The organism is Clostridium sp. HBUAS56017 (genome assembly GCF_007115085.1).
Taxonomy (GTDB): Bacteria; Bacillota; Clostridia; order Clostridiales; family Clostridiaceae; genus Clostridium; species Clostridium cibarium.
The window spans coordinates 20,111-39,052 of sequence record NZ_SULK01000019.1 but is presented as its reverse complement, the minus strand read 5'-3'; the positions used below and the strand labels follow the sequence as shown (position 1 = coordinate 39,052).

The following is an 18,942-nucleotide window of genomic DNA, read 5'->3' as shown; positions in this document are numbered from 1 at the left end:
TTCTCAACTTTTCTCGAGTGTTTTTTGTTAAATTATAGTTTTTTTAATATTTATTGTCAATATCTCTTCTTTTTGTATTTAAACAATTTTGGTGATTTAAACCTATCTTGCTATACCTCTACATATATTTCACGTTTTTTAATTACCTTTTTATATTCACAAGTAATAAAAAAACTGTAGGATATTTTTTAATAAATCTCCTACAGTTTTTTTTAATATATGGTAAATTTCCTCACCATATCATATTCCATTCTCATATTTAACGAAGCTCATTCCAGTATCCTTTATTAGCATCAATCAAATCTTTTAATAGTTCCTTGGCAACATCAGTATTTACAACCGTACGGTTTAATACTAGTGCCTGTAATGCTTTTTGATAGCTTCCCTCCAAACAAGCATCTACTGCTAGTTTTTCATATGCATATTGATTTTCTATAAGTCCCTTGTAAAAAGTTGGTATACTCCCTACAACTAAAGGTTCCACTCCATTACTTCCAACACGGCATGGAACTTCTACCATAGCACCAGAAGAAACATTCTCAATAGTTCCCTTATTCTCTGTAATTGTTAAAAAGATTTCATTGGTGTTATTGGCAATTGCTGTAGCCAAGTCAACTATATACTCAGCATGACATCCCACGTCACTAGTAATCTCATACTCTGTGCCTTGTATTTTACCTAGTGATATAATTTTATTCATCCTACCATAGGTTTCTTTCTCATTTCCATCCATTACTTCATTAGCTCTTGTATACTCTGGATTTTCTTTCTTTGCCATCTTTGATGGATATAAATAGTATTGTAAATATGTGTTTGGTAAATATTCATCATAATCATTTATCATCTGACTCATAAATTCAAAAGTTGATTTCCATGATTTTTCTTGGAAAAGAGGTTCTGTTTGTACATCTACTGGGGTTTTGAGTATTTCTCTTAACTTAGGTAAATAATCTTTTCCAGTCTTCTTGTCCAAAACATGGGTAAACCATCCAAAATGATTAAGTCCAAAATATCTAGGTTCTAAATCCCTCCTACCTACTCCAAGCACACTTGCGTAAATCTCCATAATTGCAATTGGCATATCACAAATATTAATAATTCGATAGTCATCAGGGAACACCCTTTTCGTTGCCTCTGCAACAATTGCAGCAGGATTAGAATAATTTAAAATCCAGCATTCTGGGGAATAAGTTCTAATATCCTTTACTAAGTCTATAACAGCAGGAACACTTCTTAAACCATATGCAAATCCTCCAGCTCCACAAGTTTCCTGACCAAGACAACCATGTTTAAGTGAAATTTTTTCATCCTTTTCACGCATCTTTAATCTTCCTGCTCTAATTTGCATAAGGGCAAAATCTATATCCTGAAATGCTTCTTTTTTATCAGTAGTCCATATTATTTCCTCTAACTCTGGATAATACTCTTTAAATAATATTTTTGCATACTTACCCACTACTTCTTGACGTTCCCTCTCAATATCATATAGTACAATTTTTCTTAAAGGAAATCTTTCTTTTTGATTACATAACATTGCAAGCATATCTGGTGTATAACGGCTTGCTCCCCCAACAATACATATAGAATATTTTTTCATTTTACATCTCTCCTTTTTTCATATTTAATAAATTAACAAGTTTTTCTTTTTCATCTTCTACAGTCATTCCAATAATAATCTGTACATTACTTCCTTTAATAACAACACCTTTTTGCTTAGCCTTACTTATTATTTCTTTATTTACCTTACTAACGTCCTTTACATCAATTCTCAAACGTGTAAAACAGTTATTTACCTCTAAAATATTGTAAACTCCACCTAACCCTTCAATAAATATCTCAGAATCTTGATCATCATTAGCATTCTTCTCAACAATAGCACTGCCATCTGCCTGAATATTAATTTCATTGTCAGAGACCTCTTCCCTACCAGGAGTCTTAATATCCAGCTTTTTAATTAAGAAAACAAATACTAAATACCATACTACAGCCATTATAATTCCCACTGTAAAGAAAATATATATTTTTGAAAGTTTTGGACTTATTACAGAATTACAAACTAATGTATCCAATAATCCATAAATTGAATATGTCCTTGAACCTAGTATCCAAAGTAGCATTTCTGAAAAACCGGTAAGCAAACCATGTACCAGCCAAAGCAAAGGTGATATAAAAAGAAATGAAAAATCAAGTGGTTCTGTAATACCTGCTACCACTGCAACAAAAAGTGCTGGAATAAGTAATCCCTTTACGGTCTTTTTATTCTGTGGTTTTGCAGTTTTTATCATAGCAAGAACAACACCTACACTTGCAAAGATTTTTGCAAATCCAAAGGTTGCAAACCTTATTGATGGATCAATAGCTGTTAAATGAGCACTATTACCCATTTCAGCATAAAAAATATTAACAGCCCCCTGTGCAGCGTCACCAGCAACATTTAAAGTTCCACCAATTCCAGTGAAGCAAAATGGCATCCATAATAAATGATGCAAGCCAGTTGGTATTAAAAATCTATTTCCAAATGCATATACAAATACACCAAGTGAACCTGCACTCTTCATAAATCCTGATAGTGCATTAATACCATAGTTTACCGCAGGCCATACATAACTAAGCACAATTGCTAATATCAAAGTAATTGGAATCATTACTATAAATACAAATCTTGATCCACCATATACTCTAAACATATCTCCAAACTGTACATCAGCCAACTTGTTAAATACATATCCAGTAATACATCCTAGTATTATTCCTAAGAAAACATTCATATCTACTACTTGAAATCCTAAAACAGTATTTTGTCCAGTTCCAAATAGCCCCATAGCTCCTGGCGTAGCTAACATATTTTGTGATGTAAGCCATGCATTATTACTTGCTAAGAACATAATGTAAACTATTAATCCTATGATAGCTGCATCAACCTTTTTCTTCTTTGCAAATGCTGTTGCAATTCCAACACAAAAGATAATAGAAAGATTATTTAACATAGCATCCATCATCTTTTTTAAAAGTGTACCAATAAAAACTATAAATGATGGCATAAACTCTAGTTGCATAATAACAGCAACAGCAAGAGCAATTCCCATAACTGTTAAGAACATAACTGGTTGTACTGCAGCTTGTGAAAATTTTTGACCTAATAACAATATTTTTTTTCTCATGATTTAGTACCTCCTTCTTTTATTTATTTAAAATATATCCTAGTTTATTTACGCTAGCAATAGAGTTTCCACGCTTATGAAAATGTTTACTGAAAGTGAAAAAGTTCACTAAAAAAATGGTATAAAAAAAAACTGATAACATGGCTTATCACAAACTTTCTTCCGCAATAATCCATTTTATCAGTTACTTTTATCCATATAGGCTCTTAATATTATTTTTCAGATAAATATCTTTTAGAGTATTCACTTAGTGCTAATTCTAACAAAATTATGAGGTTAGCAGTAAATAAATTTGGTAAGTAATGCTCCCTATCTGATTTTATACCAGCTATCTCCAGTGTCACATGAGATATTTTTGCCAAAGGTGAATCTTTACTGGCAGTAAAAGCTATTACTTTAAAATTATTTCTAATAGCTTCGTTGACCTTTTCAATAATCTCAGCTCTGTATCCTGAATAAGAAAAAAACAAGTATAAACCAGATTTATTATTTTTAAAGGCCTCATAGTGATAACTACTAGCTGCATCAAATCCAAATATCAATAGCTTTTGTAAATAATATTCCCTAGCACTATCACAAACTCCTAGTGAATCTAAATATATCTTTTTATCTTTAAATTCTCTTAATGCCTCTACAAGTATATTAATATCACCCTTTAAGTGCTCATTCATACACATGTCGCTACTATTATTAAAAAAATCTAATTTTGAGGAGTTATTATTAGCAGCGAGAATAGTATAATACATTTCGCTATATCCACTATACCCAAGCTTTTTTGATAGTTTTACAATTGTTGCCTTTGAAACAAAGCATTCCTTTGCAATTATATCTATACCAACTTTTTCATTTTTATTAATATAATTTTGTACTTTATTTAAGATTACTTTTTCAAGTTCCGTTAATGTTACATCATTCCCCATTTATAAACACCTTCTGCTCATAAAATGTATTTTCTATTAGTATATCATTTCATTAACATTTAATCTATTATATTACCATACTTTTTATACATCTTTCCACTTCAATTACATAGTTTTGTAATTTATATGCTCTATAAAAAATTTTGTATAAACTAAATAAAAATAAATTATCCCCAAGGAATAAATGTTCTAATTCCTTAGGGATAATTTTTTTAGCCTATAACTTCTTTTGCCATATTAATCATATCATCTTGACTTAATTCAGTATAATCCACATTCAAGATACAATATGATATTCCATCTTCATACCACGTAACTGTTTGATTTTGATTAACTTCTATTTCGTCGCTTCCATATCCGATTTGAAGAAGTCCTTTATTTTGCAATTCTTTTTCTTCATCTGTTGGCTTATATCCTTCTGGAACTGCCTTGTATTGATTGCTAGTATATTCAATATTTATTCCTTTATATTCTACTGTTACAGTATTTTTTAATGTGTCTTCATCCAAATATTTCTGATCTATTTTTTTAGCATACACAGTCAAACTCTGATTCTTTTTAGAACCTTCTTTTGTGTAATCAAAATCTGCACCCTTGTATTTCTCAACAGCAGCTCCTTTATCATCACGGATTTCATTGTTTGAATAGTTAAATGTATTAAATTTAAACCCATTATTAAAGGCTTCAACATATTTAGGTATAAAGCCAGCACTCTCTTTTACTTTATCTTTACTTGGAAAATTTTTAACTTCAGTTTGACGAGATGATGAACTAAACATTGCAAAGTGATTAGTTGCTGCAACACATGTTACTGTTGTTGCAACAATAAGCATTCCAGCAATTATAACTGTCTTTGGTTTTAATAATCTATGTTTCATAACAAAAACTCCTTTATCTTCTTTTTCTTTTAATATTTCATTTCTAATTTTAAAAAACATATTTTCAGGTACTGAAGCATTATCTGATTTACTAATTAAACATTCTTTAATTTTTTTATCTATATTTTCATTAAATCTTTTATTCATTAAGTCTCACCCTCTTTAAATTTCTATGATTATATTCATCGTCACACTTAATTAAACTTCTTTTTAATTTTTTCCTTGCACTATGAAGCCTTGACTTTACTGTCCCTTCAAAGCAGTCCATTATTTTTGCAATTTCCTTAACTGTAAGACCATTAAAATAATATAGAACAATTACTGTTTTTTGTTTTAAATCAAGCTTTTCAATTTCTGCATAAAGATTATTTTTTTCTTCTTTTCTTAAATATTGCTCTATAGAAGCATCAATACTTTCTTCATCAGCTTTTTCAAATATATTGTCAACTGGCAGCGATTTCTTATCTTTTTTTGCATATCTCCATGCAATTCGCGTAAGCATTTTAAAAAACCATGATTTAAAAACCTGAGGATTTTTAAGACTTTTTACATTGTTATAACAACTTATAAATGCTTCTTGTACAACATCTTCACTTGTATGCTTACTACCTGTAATAAGATATGCATATTTAAATGATTCGTTTTTATATATTTCAAACAATTCACCTAATGCGTTCATATCACCAGCCTGGATTTTTATGACGAGCTCTTCTTCACACAATTTACTGTCTCCCTTCGATTCTTATTGATGCATCTATATATTAGAGGCATTAAATACTTAATCGGTTCATTTTTAGAAAAAATTTTTTTATATCTTTAATCTATAGAATTAATTATATTCCTTATAATAGGGTATTTAAAATGAAAGTAGCCTTAGGCAAACTATACAAATGCCTAAGACTACTTTTACAATTCACTTATAATATGGTTCACCTATAAGGCACTGAATCTTATTCCTCCTTAAAAAGGTCCTAATGGAATAAGACTCAGTGCTTCTTAACATTCTTAATACAACTCTTTTAAAATAAACTGCTAAACCCTAGCTAACCTGTTTTATGTAGTGTTTGCTTCTAACCATTCTCATTTGTGAAATGGAGTATATAGCTAGTGCAACCCATATAAAGCAAAATCCTATCATATCCAAAGCTGTGAAGCTTTCATGATACACAAAAATTCCAATAAGTAGACTTATAGTTGGCGAAATATATTGAGTGAAGCCAAGCACTGACATAGGAAGTCTTCTTGCTCCACTTGCAAAAAGCAATAATGGAATCGCTGTAACTACACCAGCACCTATAAGCAAAATAATTACAACTACACCTTCCTTCTGAAATGCACTCACTCCACTAAATTGCCTTGCTGCTATATACGCTAACGCAGCTGGAGTTAGCATAGTTGTTTCCAGGGTTAAACCTACTATAGAATTAGCCTTAATTGATTTCTTTATTGCACCGTATAATGCAAAAGAAATAGCTAAACCTAATGAAATCCAAGGGATTTTACCATACTGCAAAGTTTTGATTATTACGCCAATAAATGCAACAAAAAGTGCCCCTCCTTGCAAAAAGCTTAGCTTTTCCTTAAAAATTACAACCCCAAGTGCCACTGCAAATAATGGATTTATATAATACCCTAGACTTGCGTCTACAATCTTATCTGAGTTAACAGCCCAAATATAGAGCCCCCAGTTAAAGGCAATCAAAATTGATGCAATAAATATATAAAGCATTTGTTTCTTATCCTTCGCTATACGTCTAAGCTCTCCCCATTGTTTGGTCACTGCAATAATTATAATTGTAAAAACAAAGGCCCAAACTATTCTGTTAGATAAAATCTCCATTGAAAACACACTATCTATAAGTTTCCAGTATACGGGCAAAACACCCCATAATGTATATGCAGCAGCTGCATATATTACACCAATATTCTTTTCATTACGCATTTACCTTCCCCCTTCTTAAATAACTACTTTTCATATTTTCTCATATTTAAGATATGACATCCTATGTTTTATATATATTTAATTACTTTTTGCTATTATTGAACCATTCAATTGTTGCATCTTTCATTTCCTTCGGAAGTATTTTATTATATACCTCATCATATAGCCATGCCAATGTCTTATTACTTAAATATTTTCTCATTTCATCTTCTGCTTCTAACATTACAACTTTTATTAAACAAGGACATTTTGTATGCGTATCTGGTAAATTATCTTTATCTAATAATATATTATTTTGTCTAATCTCTGCACATTGAAAAAATGGTTCACTTCCTTCTACTGCTTCGACAACATCCCAAAAAGTTATCTCTTCAGCACTACGAGCTAGCACATAACCACCTTTTACACCTGGTATAGATTTTATAATTCCTGACTTACTTAATTTTGCATATACTTTTGATAAATAAGTTTCAGAGATACCTTGAAATGTTGCTAAATCCCTTATTCCCACAGATTTACCTTCTTCTGAGTTTACCATATATAATAAACAATGTATTGCATATTCTACTCCTACTGAGAATTTCATTTTTCATACTCCTTTGATATATAATCTTCTCTTAATAATATCCTATTATTTATTCTCATTCAAGATAATCATACATCATTAAATATATATCTTTGGCAAAAAATGTCTATTGACAAAAGAAATAAATAATCATATTATAATCATAGACAATAGTTATCCACGATATTAATTGTCTGTAATGATAGCTATATATTTTTTAAAAGAAAGAAGGAATATAAAATGTTTACAGAAAAGTTTTTTGAGGTACTAAATCATGAAGGAGTAGTTTCTATTGTAACTTGTGCAAATAATGAAGCTCATGTCGTTAATACATGGAATAGTTATTTAATTATTGTAGAAGAAAATAAAATCCTAATTCCTGCAGCTGCTATGATTAAAACGGAAGAAAATATTAATGCTAACCCTAAAGTTAAATTGACTCTTGGTAGTAAGGAAGTAATGGGCTATCAATTTATGGGAACTGGGTTTCTGCTTGAAGGAACTGCTAAATTTTTAAAAGATGGGGATAACTTTAAAATGATGAAAGAAAAGTGTCCATTCCTTACAAGAACATTAGAAGTTACAGTTACCTCTTGCAAACAAACATTATAATTTTCTAGATCTAAGGAGAGAAATATGCCTAGAAGAATAAATAAATCAGATTGTGTAGGTTGTGGAACTTGCCAGAGAGTATGTATTGTTGGATGCATCGCAGAAGAAAGAGATAGAAAAAGAATAATCAACGAATCTGCTTGTGTTGACTGTGGAGCTTGTCAATTAGCTTGTCCTAAGAAATGTATTTCTCAAAAATAACTGAAATGATGAATTTAAACATGGAATTTTTTTAAATAGTAATTATAAAGCCGTACCACAAAGAGGTGGAACGGCTTACTTTGAATCATTTTAAATTAAACAAGCGCTCTTTCTATTTTGAATAAATAATTCTTTCTTATGATAGAAAAATAATGAATCAGCCTACTTAATTTTTAGCCGATTCATTTTATACTACATTTTGAAGTTCTAAGAGAACGCAGCAAGTCCTTTTTTCTTTCTACATATACTATCGATACCTATTTTTTTATAAGTTCGTACCCAACGTTGAACAGTAGATCGATGACCTATATTAAATTGTTTTGCTAAAGTAATATAACCTCCTTCACCTCTTAAATAAGCATTAATTACTTTTAACTTTAATTCATCGTCATATTTTACCATAATAAAATACACCCCCAAAGTTAGATTTTTGGCCTAACTTTAAGGGTGCATACCAAGACAAGCTATACAAACGCCTAAGACTACTTTTACAATTCACTTATAATATTAAAAAAGTTTCAACTGTACATCTTCAACTTTCACTCTTGATGACACCATTACTTCGCTTTCTTCTTCTCCTACTATATGATCTGACAACATAACTCTTAATCCATTTTTTAATTTTGAAGTAACTAAATTCATTACATAAATATTATCAAACCTATTAATTATAGAATCGCCACCTAATCCTGTTAAACATATAAGTTGAGTTTTACTTTTCTTTGAAATATCCATTAAAGGCTTTAATAAATGTTCTGCATTTGTCTGTGCAAAGGGATTATCCATAATAAGGACCTTTGATGATTCTTTTCTGGAAAATATATCTCTATCTTCTCTTCTCATATAGGATAGAAGACTAGATAATATTACAAAAGCAGATAAGAACCCCTCACCCCCTGAATTCTTAGAGACCTCATCCCAAGTAATTTGTTTTTGTCTATTTTCTTCTATTTTATAAAGCTTAATATTAATATTTCCTATTGAAATTATCTCATCATAAAGTTTTACTATAGTGATGCTATTTTGAATATATTCACTTATACTTTCATTTTTTTCTAGAAGACCTACACAATAATCTCTTATATTTTGAATATATTCTTTAAGTTTCATCATATGTAATTCTTTGTTTTCTTCCATATTAACTACTGAAATTTTAAGCATTTTTATTGATTTTCCATTAATATTTATTGAAGAATTCTCATCGATTTCATCAACATTTTTATTAACTAAAGAAATATACTCGTAAAGATTAGTTAAAATATTTTTTTCTTCTTTATTGATTATTTCAATATCGTGCATAAGTTTTTCTACTAATCTCTCATATGAATCTAAAATTATTTCAAGTTGTTTTAATAAACTATTGGGATTATTACAAACTTTTTTAAGACTATCTATTGCATCAATAAATAATAAATCATTATTAAACATTTCGTCATTAGCTATAGTATCAACTATTTCTACAAGCTTTTTCTCATTTTCTCCTATGCTTTTATTAATAAGTCTATAGTCTCTTTTAAGCTTTCCAGTAATACTATCCAATTTACTGATATTAAATTCAACTTCTATTGAAGTCTCTATTTCAAAGTCATATTCATTTAATCCATTTTTGTTTATCTTTAATAGGTTAAGTTCTTCACTAATAGCAACTTTTTTGCTGTTCAATTCCTGTTCTTTTATATTTAAATTAGCAAGCTCTTCTTTGAAATTCTTATTAAATATTTCGCTTCTGTCTTTTGGTTTATCTCTATTTATAAGTTCTTTAATTTGATCATATAAATTTGATTTATTTGCTTCTTCCTTTGCTTTTCTATTACCATATTCTGAAATATTATCCTTCATCCCATCAATTTTTTCCTCTATTTTTTCAATATCATTTATCAACTTACTTTCCTTGTTACTATCATAAATGACATCCTTAAAATCATTTTCTTCAATATTATACAATGAGATTTTATCACTTAATTCTTTTTCTACTTTTCTAAATTTTTCATTTTCTTTTTCAAATTCTTCTTCTAACTCAGGCATACTTTCAGAAATCTCTTTTGTAATAACCTCATATTCGGAATATAAATCTTCTAAATCACTGTTTATAATATTACCATTATTATAACCTTTAAATTTTTCTAGCTTTGTACTACATTCATCTATTTTATCTTCCAAATTTCGCATTAGCTCTTTAAGATTTTCAATTTTCCTCTCAGTTTCTTTAAATTCTTTCCTACTTTCATCTATTTTACTTAAATATAATCTTTTCTTTTCTAATTGCATATCAAACTGCTCTTTATCCCCTTGATACTGTTCATATTTTGAAACTAAATAATTATATTCAGTTAACTTTCTATTACTCTCTTTAATATTCTCCTTTAACTCGTCACTTTTATCATCATTTTCATTAATAGCATCTGTCAATTCACCTATAATATTATTAAGTGAAATTAATCCTTCTTTATTTATTTTTATTGCCTCTTCTTTTTCTTTTAAATCTCTATTTGTTTTTTCGTACAATTCCTTAGTCAATTTTGAATTATTAATAAAGCCCTTTTTATCGTTATAAAAATCTATTGACTTTTTCTTTTCAAATATATAATTATTAATTTTAAAAATTTCCTTTTCTTTTAGTTCTAATAGCCTTTTTAATTCCTCCTTATTTAATAATTTATTGTTAAATGCAGTATAAAATCGTATATCATCAAATTCAATTATATTTCCACTTCTGTTTTCTATAAGACAATCTATATTCTCTCTTGATATTATTGGAATAGGTACTGATGTAAAAACCTCTATTTTATCTTTTTCTAGTATATTAATTTCTCTACTGTTCATGATTAAGGAATATGGTATAAATGGGTTTTTCTTAACCAATTCTATATTATCTTCTTCAGACAATTCATTCTTTTTAAGATATTCCATACCATAAATAATATTAATTTCTCTATTTTTCAATTCATCTATAAAATCCTTTGGAAGATTATCTATTTTTCCTGTATTTAATCTATAGATCTCTCCTTCAATATTATGTTTATCTTTGTAAAGCTCTTGCAAATCTATATTTTGCATCTCTATCTTTTTATTAAAACCATTTACAATCTCTTCCCTATCAAATATTTTATTTTCATCTAAATTTATATACTTTACTATATCCTTCCTCTTTATAATATCTTCTTCATAATTCTTAATATCTTTTAACACATTATCAAATTCTACTTTTAATCTACTTTCTTCCCTTCCGCTTTTATCATTTTCTGATTTTTTAGCATTTAGTAATTTATCTTTTTCTATAGTATCCTCTTCAATTTTTCTCTTTTCTTTTTGAAATTTTTCTATATCTAAAGATATATCTCTACCAAGAACTATTAGATCTTCTTCACGATAATATCCCTCAATATTTCTTAACAAATTCTCATTATAAGTTCTGTTAAATTTATCTTCCACTTCATCAAAAGCCTTTATTTTTGTACTTAATTTACCTTCTTCATTTGAAATTTTATTTAATATTTTTTGGAATTCTTCAATATTTTTTTGTAAATCAGCTTTTTGTGAACTAGATAAATTCAGGCTATCTTTGTTTTCACCCATTTCTATATTTAAAGCATTATATTCATCCTTTAAATATTTTTTAATAGTATACCCAAGATCATTAATTCTAGGTGCATTATCTTTTTGCTTATCTCGTATAGCTTTCAGCTTCGTTTCTATCTTTTGAAGCTCCTTGGAATACTCCTTATATCGCTCATAAACATTAGCACAATTTAAAATATTATGTTCTTTTTTTAATTTATTTAAGCTTTCCCTAGCTTCTTCAATTTCCTTAATTTTATTATCTATCTCTTTTTCAAGCTTATCTATTTCATCAATTACTAAATATATGTTCATAGATAGCTCTTCATATTTTATTTCCTTTAATTCTTGTTTGTTTTTTAGTAATTCTTCATCAAGTCTACTTAAGTTATTTTCTTTTTCTTCTATATAGTCACTAAAGGCCTTTATGTAATTAGCTATTTTATTTTCATGCATCTTTAATTTAGTTTCATTTTCTTTAAATTCTACTGCTGCAGCTTTTACTGCTACTGACCTTTCAGTAAATATCTCAATTTTACTCTTTCTATCTATATCACTTTTATTACTTTTATATTGGCATATATATTTTTCTAGAATATCTCTATAATTCTTTATTCTATCTTCATCTTTACTTAACTTTTCTTCTATATTAGGTAAAAACCATTTCTTAATTAAGCCTTCAGTATTTTTAGCTTCCTTAAAAAGCTGAGACAAACCAGACTCAGTTAAATTAACTCTTTTAATAATATTTTCCCATTCCTTATGATCTATCCCATACTCTCTTAGCTTGTTAAAATATGCTCTAGAAGTAACTGAATTATTCATATCATAATAATTAAAATCAAATTCTGGATCTTTTTTTATTTCATCAAATAGCTTTTTACTATTGGCAAAACTCTTTATCTTACGTCCTTCCCCGTCCTTCTCAATAATGGGAATGCTTTTTATATCATATTTATTTCTCGATTTATATTCATATATAAAATTGATAATGTCTAATGTTTCTTTAGAGTTTTCATCTGATACAACTTCTTTTTTCTTTACCATCATTCCAGTTAAAAGATATCCTGCATTATCATCTAAATTCCATTCCATCATAATGTATGTAGGCATTTTTCCTGTAAAATAGCTATCAAAAGTTCTATAATTTAAATCTCTATATCTATTTCTTACAAAAGGAGCAATCATCATTTGAACAATAACGGATTTTCCTCCACCATTTTTCAAATTGAGCATTGTATTTTCACCATTTAAATAAAATAATTGATCATCTATTTTTGAATTATTGTTATTATAATTTAAATTTACTAACCTAAGATAATTAAAATTACTCATGTACTTCCTCCCCTAATGCTTCAACTACTCTATTATAATTTTTTCTATTTAATAAATGCCAATCCATAAAATAATCAAGCTTTTTAGTAGTTTTTATCATATCATCACTTTGAATATAATCTATCAATCCTTGATTATCTAAAAATGAAAGTATTGTATTTACAAAACCTTCTTTAGTAGTTTTTGATCTATTTTGCTTTTCAGAACCTTTTAAGGACTCAAATTTTTCTAAAATATTGCTAAAAGCTATCCCTCCCTCTTCTATATCTTTATTAATAGCACTTCTTTCTACTCCTTCTTTAAGCTTTTCAGCTATAATATTTAAGAATTCTCCAACCTTTAGAAATTCTCTACACTTACTACTTAAACCAGTTGCTCCATAAAAAGAAACTATTAAAGTCATAATAACAAATTGAGATAAATAGTAATCTTTTTCATTAGCTCCTGATTTACATAATACTGACTTAAGCTCACCTTTAGAATATCCTAAAAAATCATTATCCTCCTTAGGAATAAAATATACTACTGTTCCAAACTTTTTTACTTCACAGTTTAATTCATCAGCTGATATTTTAACTAATTCTTGAACATTCTCATTCTCTGAATAATATTTATAAAGTGCAATCTCATCTTCCTTTAATTCCCTTTTCTTCATTAAATAATATATTATCCTATTACTAATCCTTATTTCTTCTAATGAATAATTCAAACTTATCTCCCCTCCTTTGTTATTACTTCAAAACTTAAATCTGAACATATAAAATTTTTATAGTTTCCATTTTCATCAATTATATTTTCTATTCTTATGTTTTCATTTTTCTCTAGCTTATTTATTTTTATATCTTGTATAGCTTGAAACCTAGGATTTAAATCCATTATCTCTAAAATTGATTTATTAAGCTGAAATTCTATTTCTCCATTATCGATAAAACTTTTTCTCTCTTCTTTGAGTTCCTTAATATTTATCTCTCTTGACTTTATCATTTCTACCATTACTTCTCTAAAAATCTCTACTGTAGGTAAAAGGTTAGTTTTTGTGATTTCACTTATTCGCGTAAGCTCAGCTAGATTTTTTAATGTTATTTTCCCATTATCTAATGCTAACTCTAATATAGTACTTATAACTACATTGCATTTTTCTATCCTTTCCTTCTTTTTCTTATTAATCCAATCTTCACTTTCATCTTCTGCAAAATTTAGTAATGTTTCATCATTTTCTTTTGGGATTTCTTTTATAAGTGTTTGATATGTAAATGCTTTATTTATATTGTAACTCTTTATAGGCTCCTTTAAGAAAAGAGGAGCTAAAAATCTATCAATGCTCCCTATAAGTTTAGGATTTTCCAATATCTTATTGTATAGTTCTTTTTTTAAATCAAATCTTTCAATAAGAGACATCTTAGATATGTTTTCAAGTTCTTGTCTGTATATTTCTTTCAAATCATAATGCTTTAATAAAATTTTTTGTTCTTCATCTATTGTTCTGCCTAAATACTCATTTATAACTCTTAAATTTTTTAGATTTTCTTCTTCTTCTTCAGTTAAGTCTCTGATATTAATTTCCTTATTTTCAAATTCTTTAATGTTATCTTCAATTGATTCTCTATGCAACTGAAACTTTTTATTGCTGTCTCTTAATATTTCTAAATTTCCTTCAGTAATTTTCTTGTATTCATCAACAGAGTAACTTAATGGAAGTTCTTTTATTCTTCTAATATCCTCATCCATATTTTCAATTCTGCTTTTCATATTTCTAAAGATATCTTTTATATCATCAACTGCTTTTTCATATGAAGCTTTTTGTAAATGTAACTTGAAAATTATTTCTTTTATAGTTATCTTTAAACTTTCTTCTACTTCTAAAGTTGATAAAATAAGCTCATATCCATCCTCACTGATTCTATAAACTACACGTCTTACATCTTCTATATAATCAATTTTATTCTTCAAAAAGCTAATATTTATATCTTCATAATCACCCTTTTTAAAATTCATGGCTTTAAAATACATAGCTTTTCCTTCGTTACACAATACTGTATTAACAATAAATTCTGCGATTTCTTTACTATCTTCAAAGGTAATTTGTTTTTTGTAATATACGTTATTCACTTCATCTATAAAAACAGCTATATCATCAATTGTGCATGGCTCTTCTTTTAATGATTGCTCCATTATAAATACCAAAACTGAAATTATTAAATTATCTTGTTCATATCCCTCTGTAAAACCATACTTATCCAAAGTTCTTTTAGAAATACTATTTCTAAATAATAAAGAATAAGCACCTATTTTTTTCATACGTTCATATTGCTGATTTAAAAAATCTAACTTCATTCTTCCTCCATCAAATCACATATATTTAAAATTTCCTGTGGAATATACAAATTATTCTTTAATATTTCTTCTATTTTGACCTTGTACTTTTCACTAAATTCTTTGATAAATTCTCCTTTTAGATTTCTGTTTTGCCCTTCCTTAGTTTTAGGTAAATCGTATTTTTCATCTATTGCCTTATTTATCATTTTTTCATATCCTACATTAAAAAGCCGAATATCGTATTTATCTTTATAGCAAAAAAGTAATCCTTCATATATTAATATTCCTTCATAATCTAAATCACCAAAATAATAAAGAACATTATCTCTATTAGAAAGATAATTCTCTACAGAGATTTTATAATCTTTAAAAGTCTTTCGAATATTTTTGCCACCACCATAAATAACTGTACTTATGTCAATATCAAAAATACTATTCTTTGTATTTATTAAGTATTTCCTCATAGTATAAAAAGTATCTTTGTTTTCCAAGATTAATATGTTTTGAGGTTGTTTCTTAGACTTCGAATAATATGCCAAAGGTTCTGAAGTGTCGTAGTAATTTAGAAGCTTTAAATCCACCTTCAAATTTTTTAATATAGTTTTCCCTTTTTCCTTCTGGATAAACTTCTCCCTACCCCATATCTGAAAAGATCTTTCATTCATTGATACTGCTGTATTTAATAATTGTACCTTATTCTTAAGAAAATCACTTAATTGTAATATGTATTTTCTATTCTCTTTATATTTATCAAGGTTGCTTTTATAATATGAAATATCCAATTTGCTGTATATTTTAAAATTTAGCTCATCTATAAACTCGGAATTATCTTTTTCTTTCTCAATTAATTTATATCTAGAATATAAAGCAGGCTTTTTACCGTTTCCACCACTAGCTTCAATAGGTTCTATTTCATTTTCTTCTATCAATCTATTAATTAATTTATACAACTCCAAATATTCCTTTATGTTATAGGTATCTTTTATTTCATCTAAAGTTATTTTCTTCTTTTTGAATTTATCAGTTAACTTCATACATTCACCTTCTTTTAATTACAAGCTACATCTATACAAATATTACACATATATGTTATTAATCCAATATTTACTTAAATTATACCATCAGATTTTTATTATAAATAGTTAAAGATTCCAATAACTTTATAATTTGCTCCAACTTTAACTTTTATATTGGATTTTCGTAACATGGATGAAAACTTTAAAGTCGTAATAATAATTGTTCCTTAGGTGTTTTAATATTACGGCAATAAAAAAAGACTAACAGCTTTTTATCAGCGTTAATCTTTTAATATTATTTCTGCTTTTACTATGTCGTCATGTGATGCTATCCTAGCTTTTTAATGAAATCCGTATAAGTCCCCATTTTATCAGCATATTCTTGAGAATATCATTAAACAAGCTCTCTTTTTATCTCCAATAAATAATTCTTTCTTATGATAGAAAAATAATGAATCAGCCTACTTAAATTTAAGCTGATTCATCCCTTACTATATCATTGCAATTATGCACTATTCTTCAACATTAACTTTAATGGATCTTCAATAAATTATTTAATATTATTTTTCTAGATATAAAATACCGTATTTTAACCCTATCTATTTATTAACTTTAGAATTCACATAATCTATGTCTTCCTTTAAAGCTTCAACTTCATCATCACTTATATTGTTAAAAATATCATTTTGAACAAGTAATTTATTCATTTCTTCTAACTCTTTACCCAATGAATTAAGTACACTTTTTTCATGTCTTGCTACTCTTGCAAGTACTGTACTATATACTATTAGAGATTCAATATTATTTAAATTTAATTCATTATAAAACTCAACAAAACATCTTCCTGCAGATTGCCCAATTGTATATTTTTCTTCTAAAATATTTTCATAAAATGTTTCTGTAATTAAGTATTTTAATTTATAATAGTTAATCATTTTTTACACCTCTTAATTTAATTTATATATAATCTCAACTTGAATATTAGGATATTTTTTCATAAATTGTTCTATAACATATTTGCAACTAGGACAAGGATATAAATCATCTAATCGCTTAAAAACAATGAACCAGCCTACTTAAATTCCGACTGATTCATTTCATCTTTTCACTATATTATTGCAATAATGGATTGTATTTAGCTAATCTTTTATAATATATTGATGTGACCTTTATATTACATATTCATATCCTTCGACCAATTTTAAAACAATATTTTTTTCATACTCATCAAGGCTATTATAGCAATCTAAATCTTCTTCATTAAAACCTAGTTTTAATAATGTCGCAATAGCTAAATGTCCGATTGTATAAACTCCAATCAAAACATGTGAACTTTCCCTATAATCACTTATCTCTATTAACCTTTTTATTATACTATCTGTTTTATATTGAAGTTTAACAATTTCTTTCATTGTATTACTTAACACAAAAACATTATTTATTTCTAAAAATTCTTGAAGTTGTTCATTAACATATTCTCCTTCTTGAATCTTTTTTATTATTTTACTATTACCCATTCTATTTATCACTCCTTGAATAAATTAAGTATACTTTCTCGTTCTTGTCTATAGTTTTCCCATAATTGCGAAGATACATCTTTCAAACCTAGTTCATCCGCAATTTTAATTTCTTTCATATATGCACGTAATTCCTTTATCACTCTAGGATTTTGTTCATATAACTGCCTCATTCCTGGTAATCCACTAGCTAAATCATCTAAATAATGTTGATATTCATGTATCAAGGCACTCATTGATGCGTTTTTATCTATTATCAACTGTCCTGGTGCACCTGGAACCAGCCCTGGTGAATACGCCATTGTACCATCTCTATATACTATTTCTACCCCATTATCCTTCATAGCATTTATTAATTTATTCCACTCTGCAGGATTAGATTTAAGCCCTGAACCTAAGACATCTCTTATTGGATCTGCTGGATTTTTTCTATAAAAATCTTTAACTTCCTCAGCACCACTACCACCCTTAACCTTCTTAAGAAGTACCATCTGCGCTATAAGTCCAGCTGTATACCCAGTACAATAAACTAATCCCTTTTCATCCTTTGCATCAGATACTTGTTGTGCTATCCCTTCGACTATGATAGAAGGATCATCAAGGACAGCCTTTATCATTTCATTATCCTTATAAAAGTCTTCTTCCGCTCCCTTAAGCCAGTCTGGAGTGTCCCCAGTTACCTTAGTGATTGCAACAGCTACTGCACCTACGGCATATACTGAAACACCTATAACTAATCCAACTAACCCTTTAATTAAATCTTCTACTGATTTTATCACTCCGTCTACGAAGTTTCCTACCATTTGAGAAAAATCTATAATTCCATCCACTATTCTTTCCCATGTAGTTACATATCTCGTATATGTTTCATGAGCTCTGCTGGCATAATTATTGTCCATCTCTTCATAAGGGACTACCTTA

General features: G+C 27.9%; 18 protein-coding genes. 2 read left to right on the top strand and 16 right to left on the bottom strand.

The genetic code is table 11. The features are described 5' to 3' along the window. Window positions 1–259 precede the first annotated feature (259 nt). The 7 genes from FAY47_RS15080 to FAY47_RS15050 all read right to left on the bottom strand — a co-directional run bounded on the left by FAY47_RS15080 (window position 260) and on the right by FAY47_RS15050 (window position 7,487). Window positions 260–1,597 carry a 6-phospho-alpha-glucosidase gene (locus tag FAY47_RS15080; RefSeq protein ID WP_143317730.1) on the bottom strand — a complete coding sequence of 446 codons (1,338 nt, stop codon included), beginning with the start codon at window positions 1,595–1,597 and terminating at the stop codon, window positions 260–262. A 1-nt stretch (window position 1,598) separates the two neighbouring features. Then, entirely contained in the window at window positions 1,599–3,161 is a 1,563-nt protein-coding gene (locus FAY47_RS15075; RefSeq protein ID WP_143317729.1) for a PTS transporter subunit EIIC, read from the bottom strand. A gap of 212 nt (window positions 3,162–3,373) precedes the next feature. Further along, window positions 3,374–4,081 carry a MurR/RpiR family transcriptional regulator gene (locus FAY47_RS15070; protein ID WP_143317728.1) on the bottom strand — a complete coding sequence of 236 codons (708 nt, stop codon included), beginning with the start codon at window positions 4,079–4,081 and terminating at the stop codon, window positions 3,374–3,376. Window positions 4,082–4,293: 212 nt separating this feature from the next. Beyond that, a complete protein-coding gene (locus tag FAY47_RS15065) occupies window positions 4,294–5,106 on the bottom strand; it encodes a hypothetical protein (RefSeq protein WP_143317727.1) in 813 nt (270 codons plus the stop codon). Continuing rightward, window positions 5,099–5,680, bottom strand: coding sequence for an RNA polymerase sigma factor (locus tag FAY47_RS15060; protein ID WP_143317726.1), 582 nt, complete (start codon window positions 5,678–5,680; stop codon window positions 5,099–5,101). Before FAY47_RS15060 ends, FAY47_RS15065 begins: the two co-directional genes overlap by 8 nt. Before the next feature lie 318 nt (window positions 5,681–5,998). Beyond that, a complete protein-coding gene (gene rarD, locus FAY47_RS15055) occupies window positions 5,999–6,901 on the bottom strand; it encodes an EamA family transporter RarD (protein ID WP_143317725.1) in 903 nt (300 codons plus the stop codon). Window positions 6,902–6,983: 82 nt separating this feature from the next. After that, window positions 6,984–7,487 (bottom strand): Rrf2 family transcriptional regulator, encoded by a 504-nt coding sequence (locus FAY47_RS15050; RefSeq protein ID WP_143317724.1) that lies wholly within the window; start codon window positions 7,485–7,487, stop codon window positions 6,984–6,986. Window positions 7,488–7,706: 219 nt separating this feature from the next. On the opposite strand from FAY47_RS15050, the gene FAY47_RS15045 reads away from it, so the two are divergent. Together FAY47_RS15045 and FAY47_RS15040 are read left to right on the top strand one after the other, a co-directional pair. Beyond that, window positions 7,707–8,078 (top strand): pyridoxamine 5'-phosphate oxidase family protein, encoded by a 372-nt coding sequence (locus tag FAY47_RS15045; RefSeq protein WP_143317723.1) that lies wholly within the window; start codon window positions 7,707–7,709, stop codon window positions 8,076–8,078. Window positions 8,079–8,102: 24 nt separating this feature from the next. Beyond that, the gene (locus FAY47_RS15040; protein ID WP_143317722.1) at window positions 8,103–8,279 is read left to right on the top strand and encodes a 4Fe-4S binding protein; all 177 of its coding nucleotides are present in this window, start codon (window positions 8,103–8,105) and stop codon (window positions 8,277–8,279) included. A 207-nt stretch (window positions 8,280–8,486) separates the two neighbouring features. Here FAY47_RS15040 and FAY47_RS15035 read toward each other — a convergent pair whose 3' ends face one another. The 9 genes from FAY47_RS15035 to FAY47_RS20655 form a co-directional block, all read right to left on the bottom strand. Further along, complete coding sequence (locus tag FAY47_RS15035; protein WP_143317721.1) at window positions 8,487–8,681, bottom strand: helix-turn-helix domain-containing protein; 195 nt, start codon at window positions 8,679–8,681, stop codon at window positions 8,487–8,489. A gap of 105 nt (window positions 8,682–8,786) precedes the next feature. Further along, window positions 8,787–13,172: a hypothetical protein gene (locus FAY47_RS15030; protein WP_143317720.1), complete on the bottom strand. Its 4,386-nt coding sequence runs from the start codon at window positions 13,170–13,172 to the stop codon at window positions 8,787–8,789. Next, window positions 13,165–13,881, bottom strand: a complete 717-nt coding sequence (locus tag FAY47_RS15025; RefSeq protein ID WP_143317719.1) for a DUF6063 family protein — start codon at window positions 13,879–13,881, stop codon at window positions 13,165–13,167. Before FAY47_RS15025 ends, FAY47_RS15030 begins: the two co-directional genes overlap by 8 nt. A gap of 2 nt (window positions 13,882–13,883) precedes the next feature. Then, window positions 13,884–15,506 (bottom strand): hypothetical protein, encoded by a 1,623-nt coding sequence (locus FAY47_RS15020; protein ID WP_143317718.1) that lies wholly within the window; start codon window positions 15,504–15,506, stop codon window positions 13,884–13,886. Then, window positions 15,503–16,522 (bottom strand): Wadjet anti-phage system protein JetD domain-containing protein, encoded by a 1,020-nt coding sequence (locus tag FAY47_RS15015; protein ID WP_143317717.1) that lies wholly within the window; start codon window positions 16,520–16,522, stop codon window positions 15,503–15,505. The genes FAY47_RS15020 and FAY47_RS15015 overlap by 4 nt, the downstream gene beginning before the upstream one ends. Window positions 16,523–17,103: 581 nt before the next feature. After that, a complete protein-coding gene (locus FAY47_RS15010) occupies window positions 17,104–17,439 on the bottom strand; it encodes a hypothetical protein (RefSeq protein ID WP_143317716.1) in 336 nt (111 codons plus the stop codon). A gap of 12 nt (window positions 17,440–17,451) precedes the next feature. Further along, window positions 17,452–17,568, bottom strand: a complete 117-nt coding sequence (locus FAY47_RS21205; RefSeq protein ID WP_143317778.1) for a deaminase domain-containing protein — start codon at window positions 17,566–17,568, stop codon at window positions 17,452–17,454. Between the two features lie 105 nt (window positions 17,569–17,673). Next, window positions 17,674–18,021 carry a hypothetical protein gene (locus tag FAY47_RS15000; protein ID WP_143317715.1) on the bottom strand — a complete coding sequence of 116 codons (348 nt, stop codon included), beginning with the start codon at window positions 18,019–18,021 and terminating at the stop codon, window positions 17,674–17,676. A gap of 8 nt (window positions 18,022–18,029) precedes the next feature. Next, a partial coding sequence (locus tag FAY47_RS20655) for a hypothetical protein (RefSeq protein ID WP_207706250.1) occupies window positions 18,030–18,942 on the bottom strand: 913 nt, incomplete at its 5' end.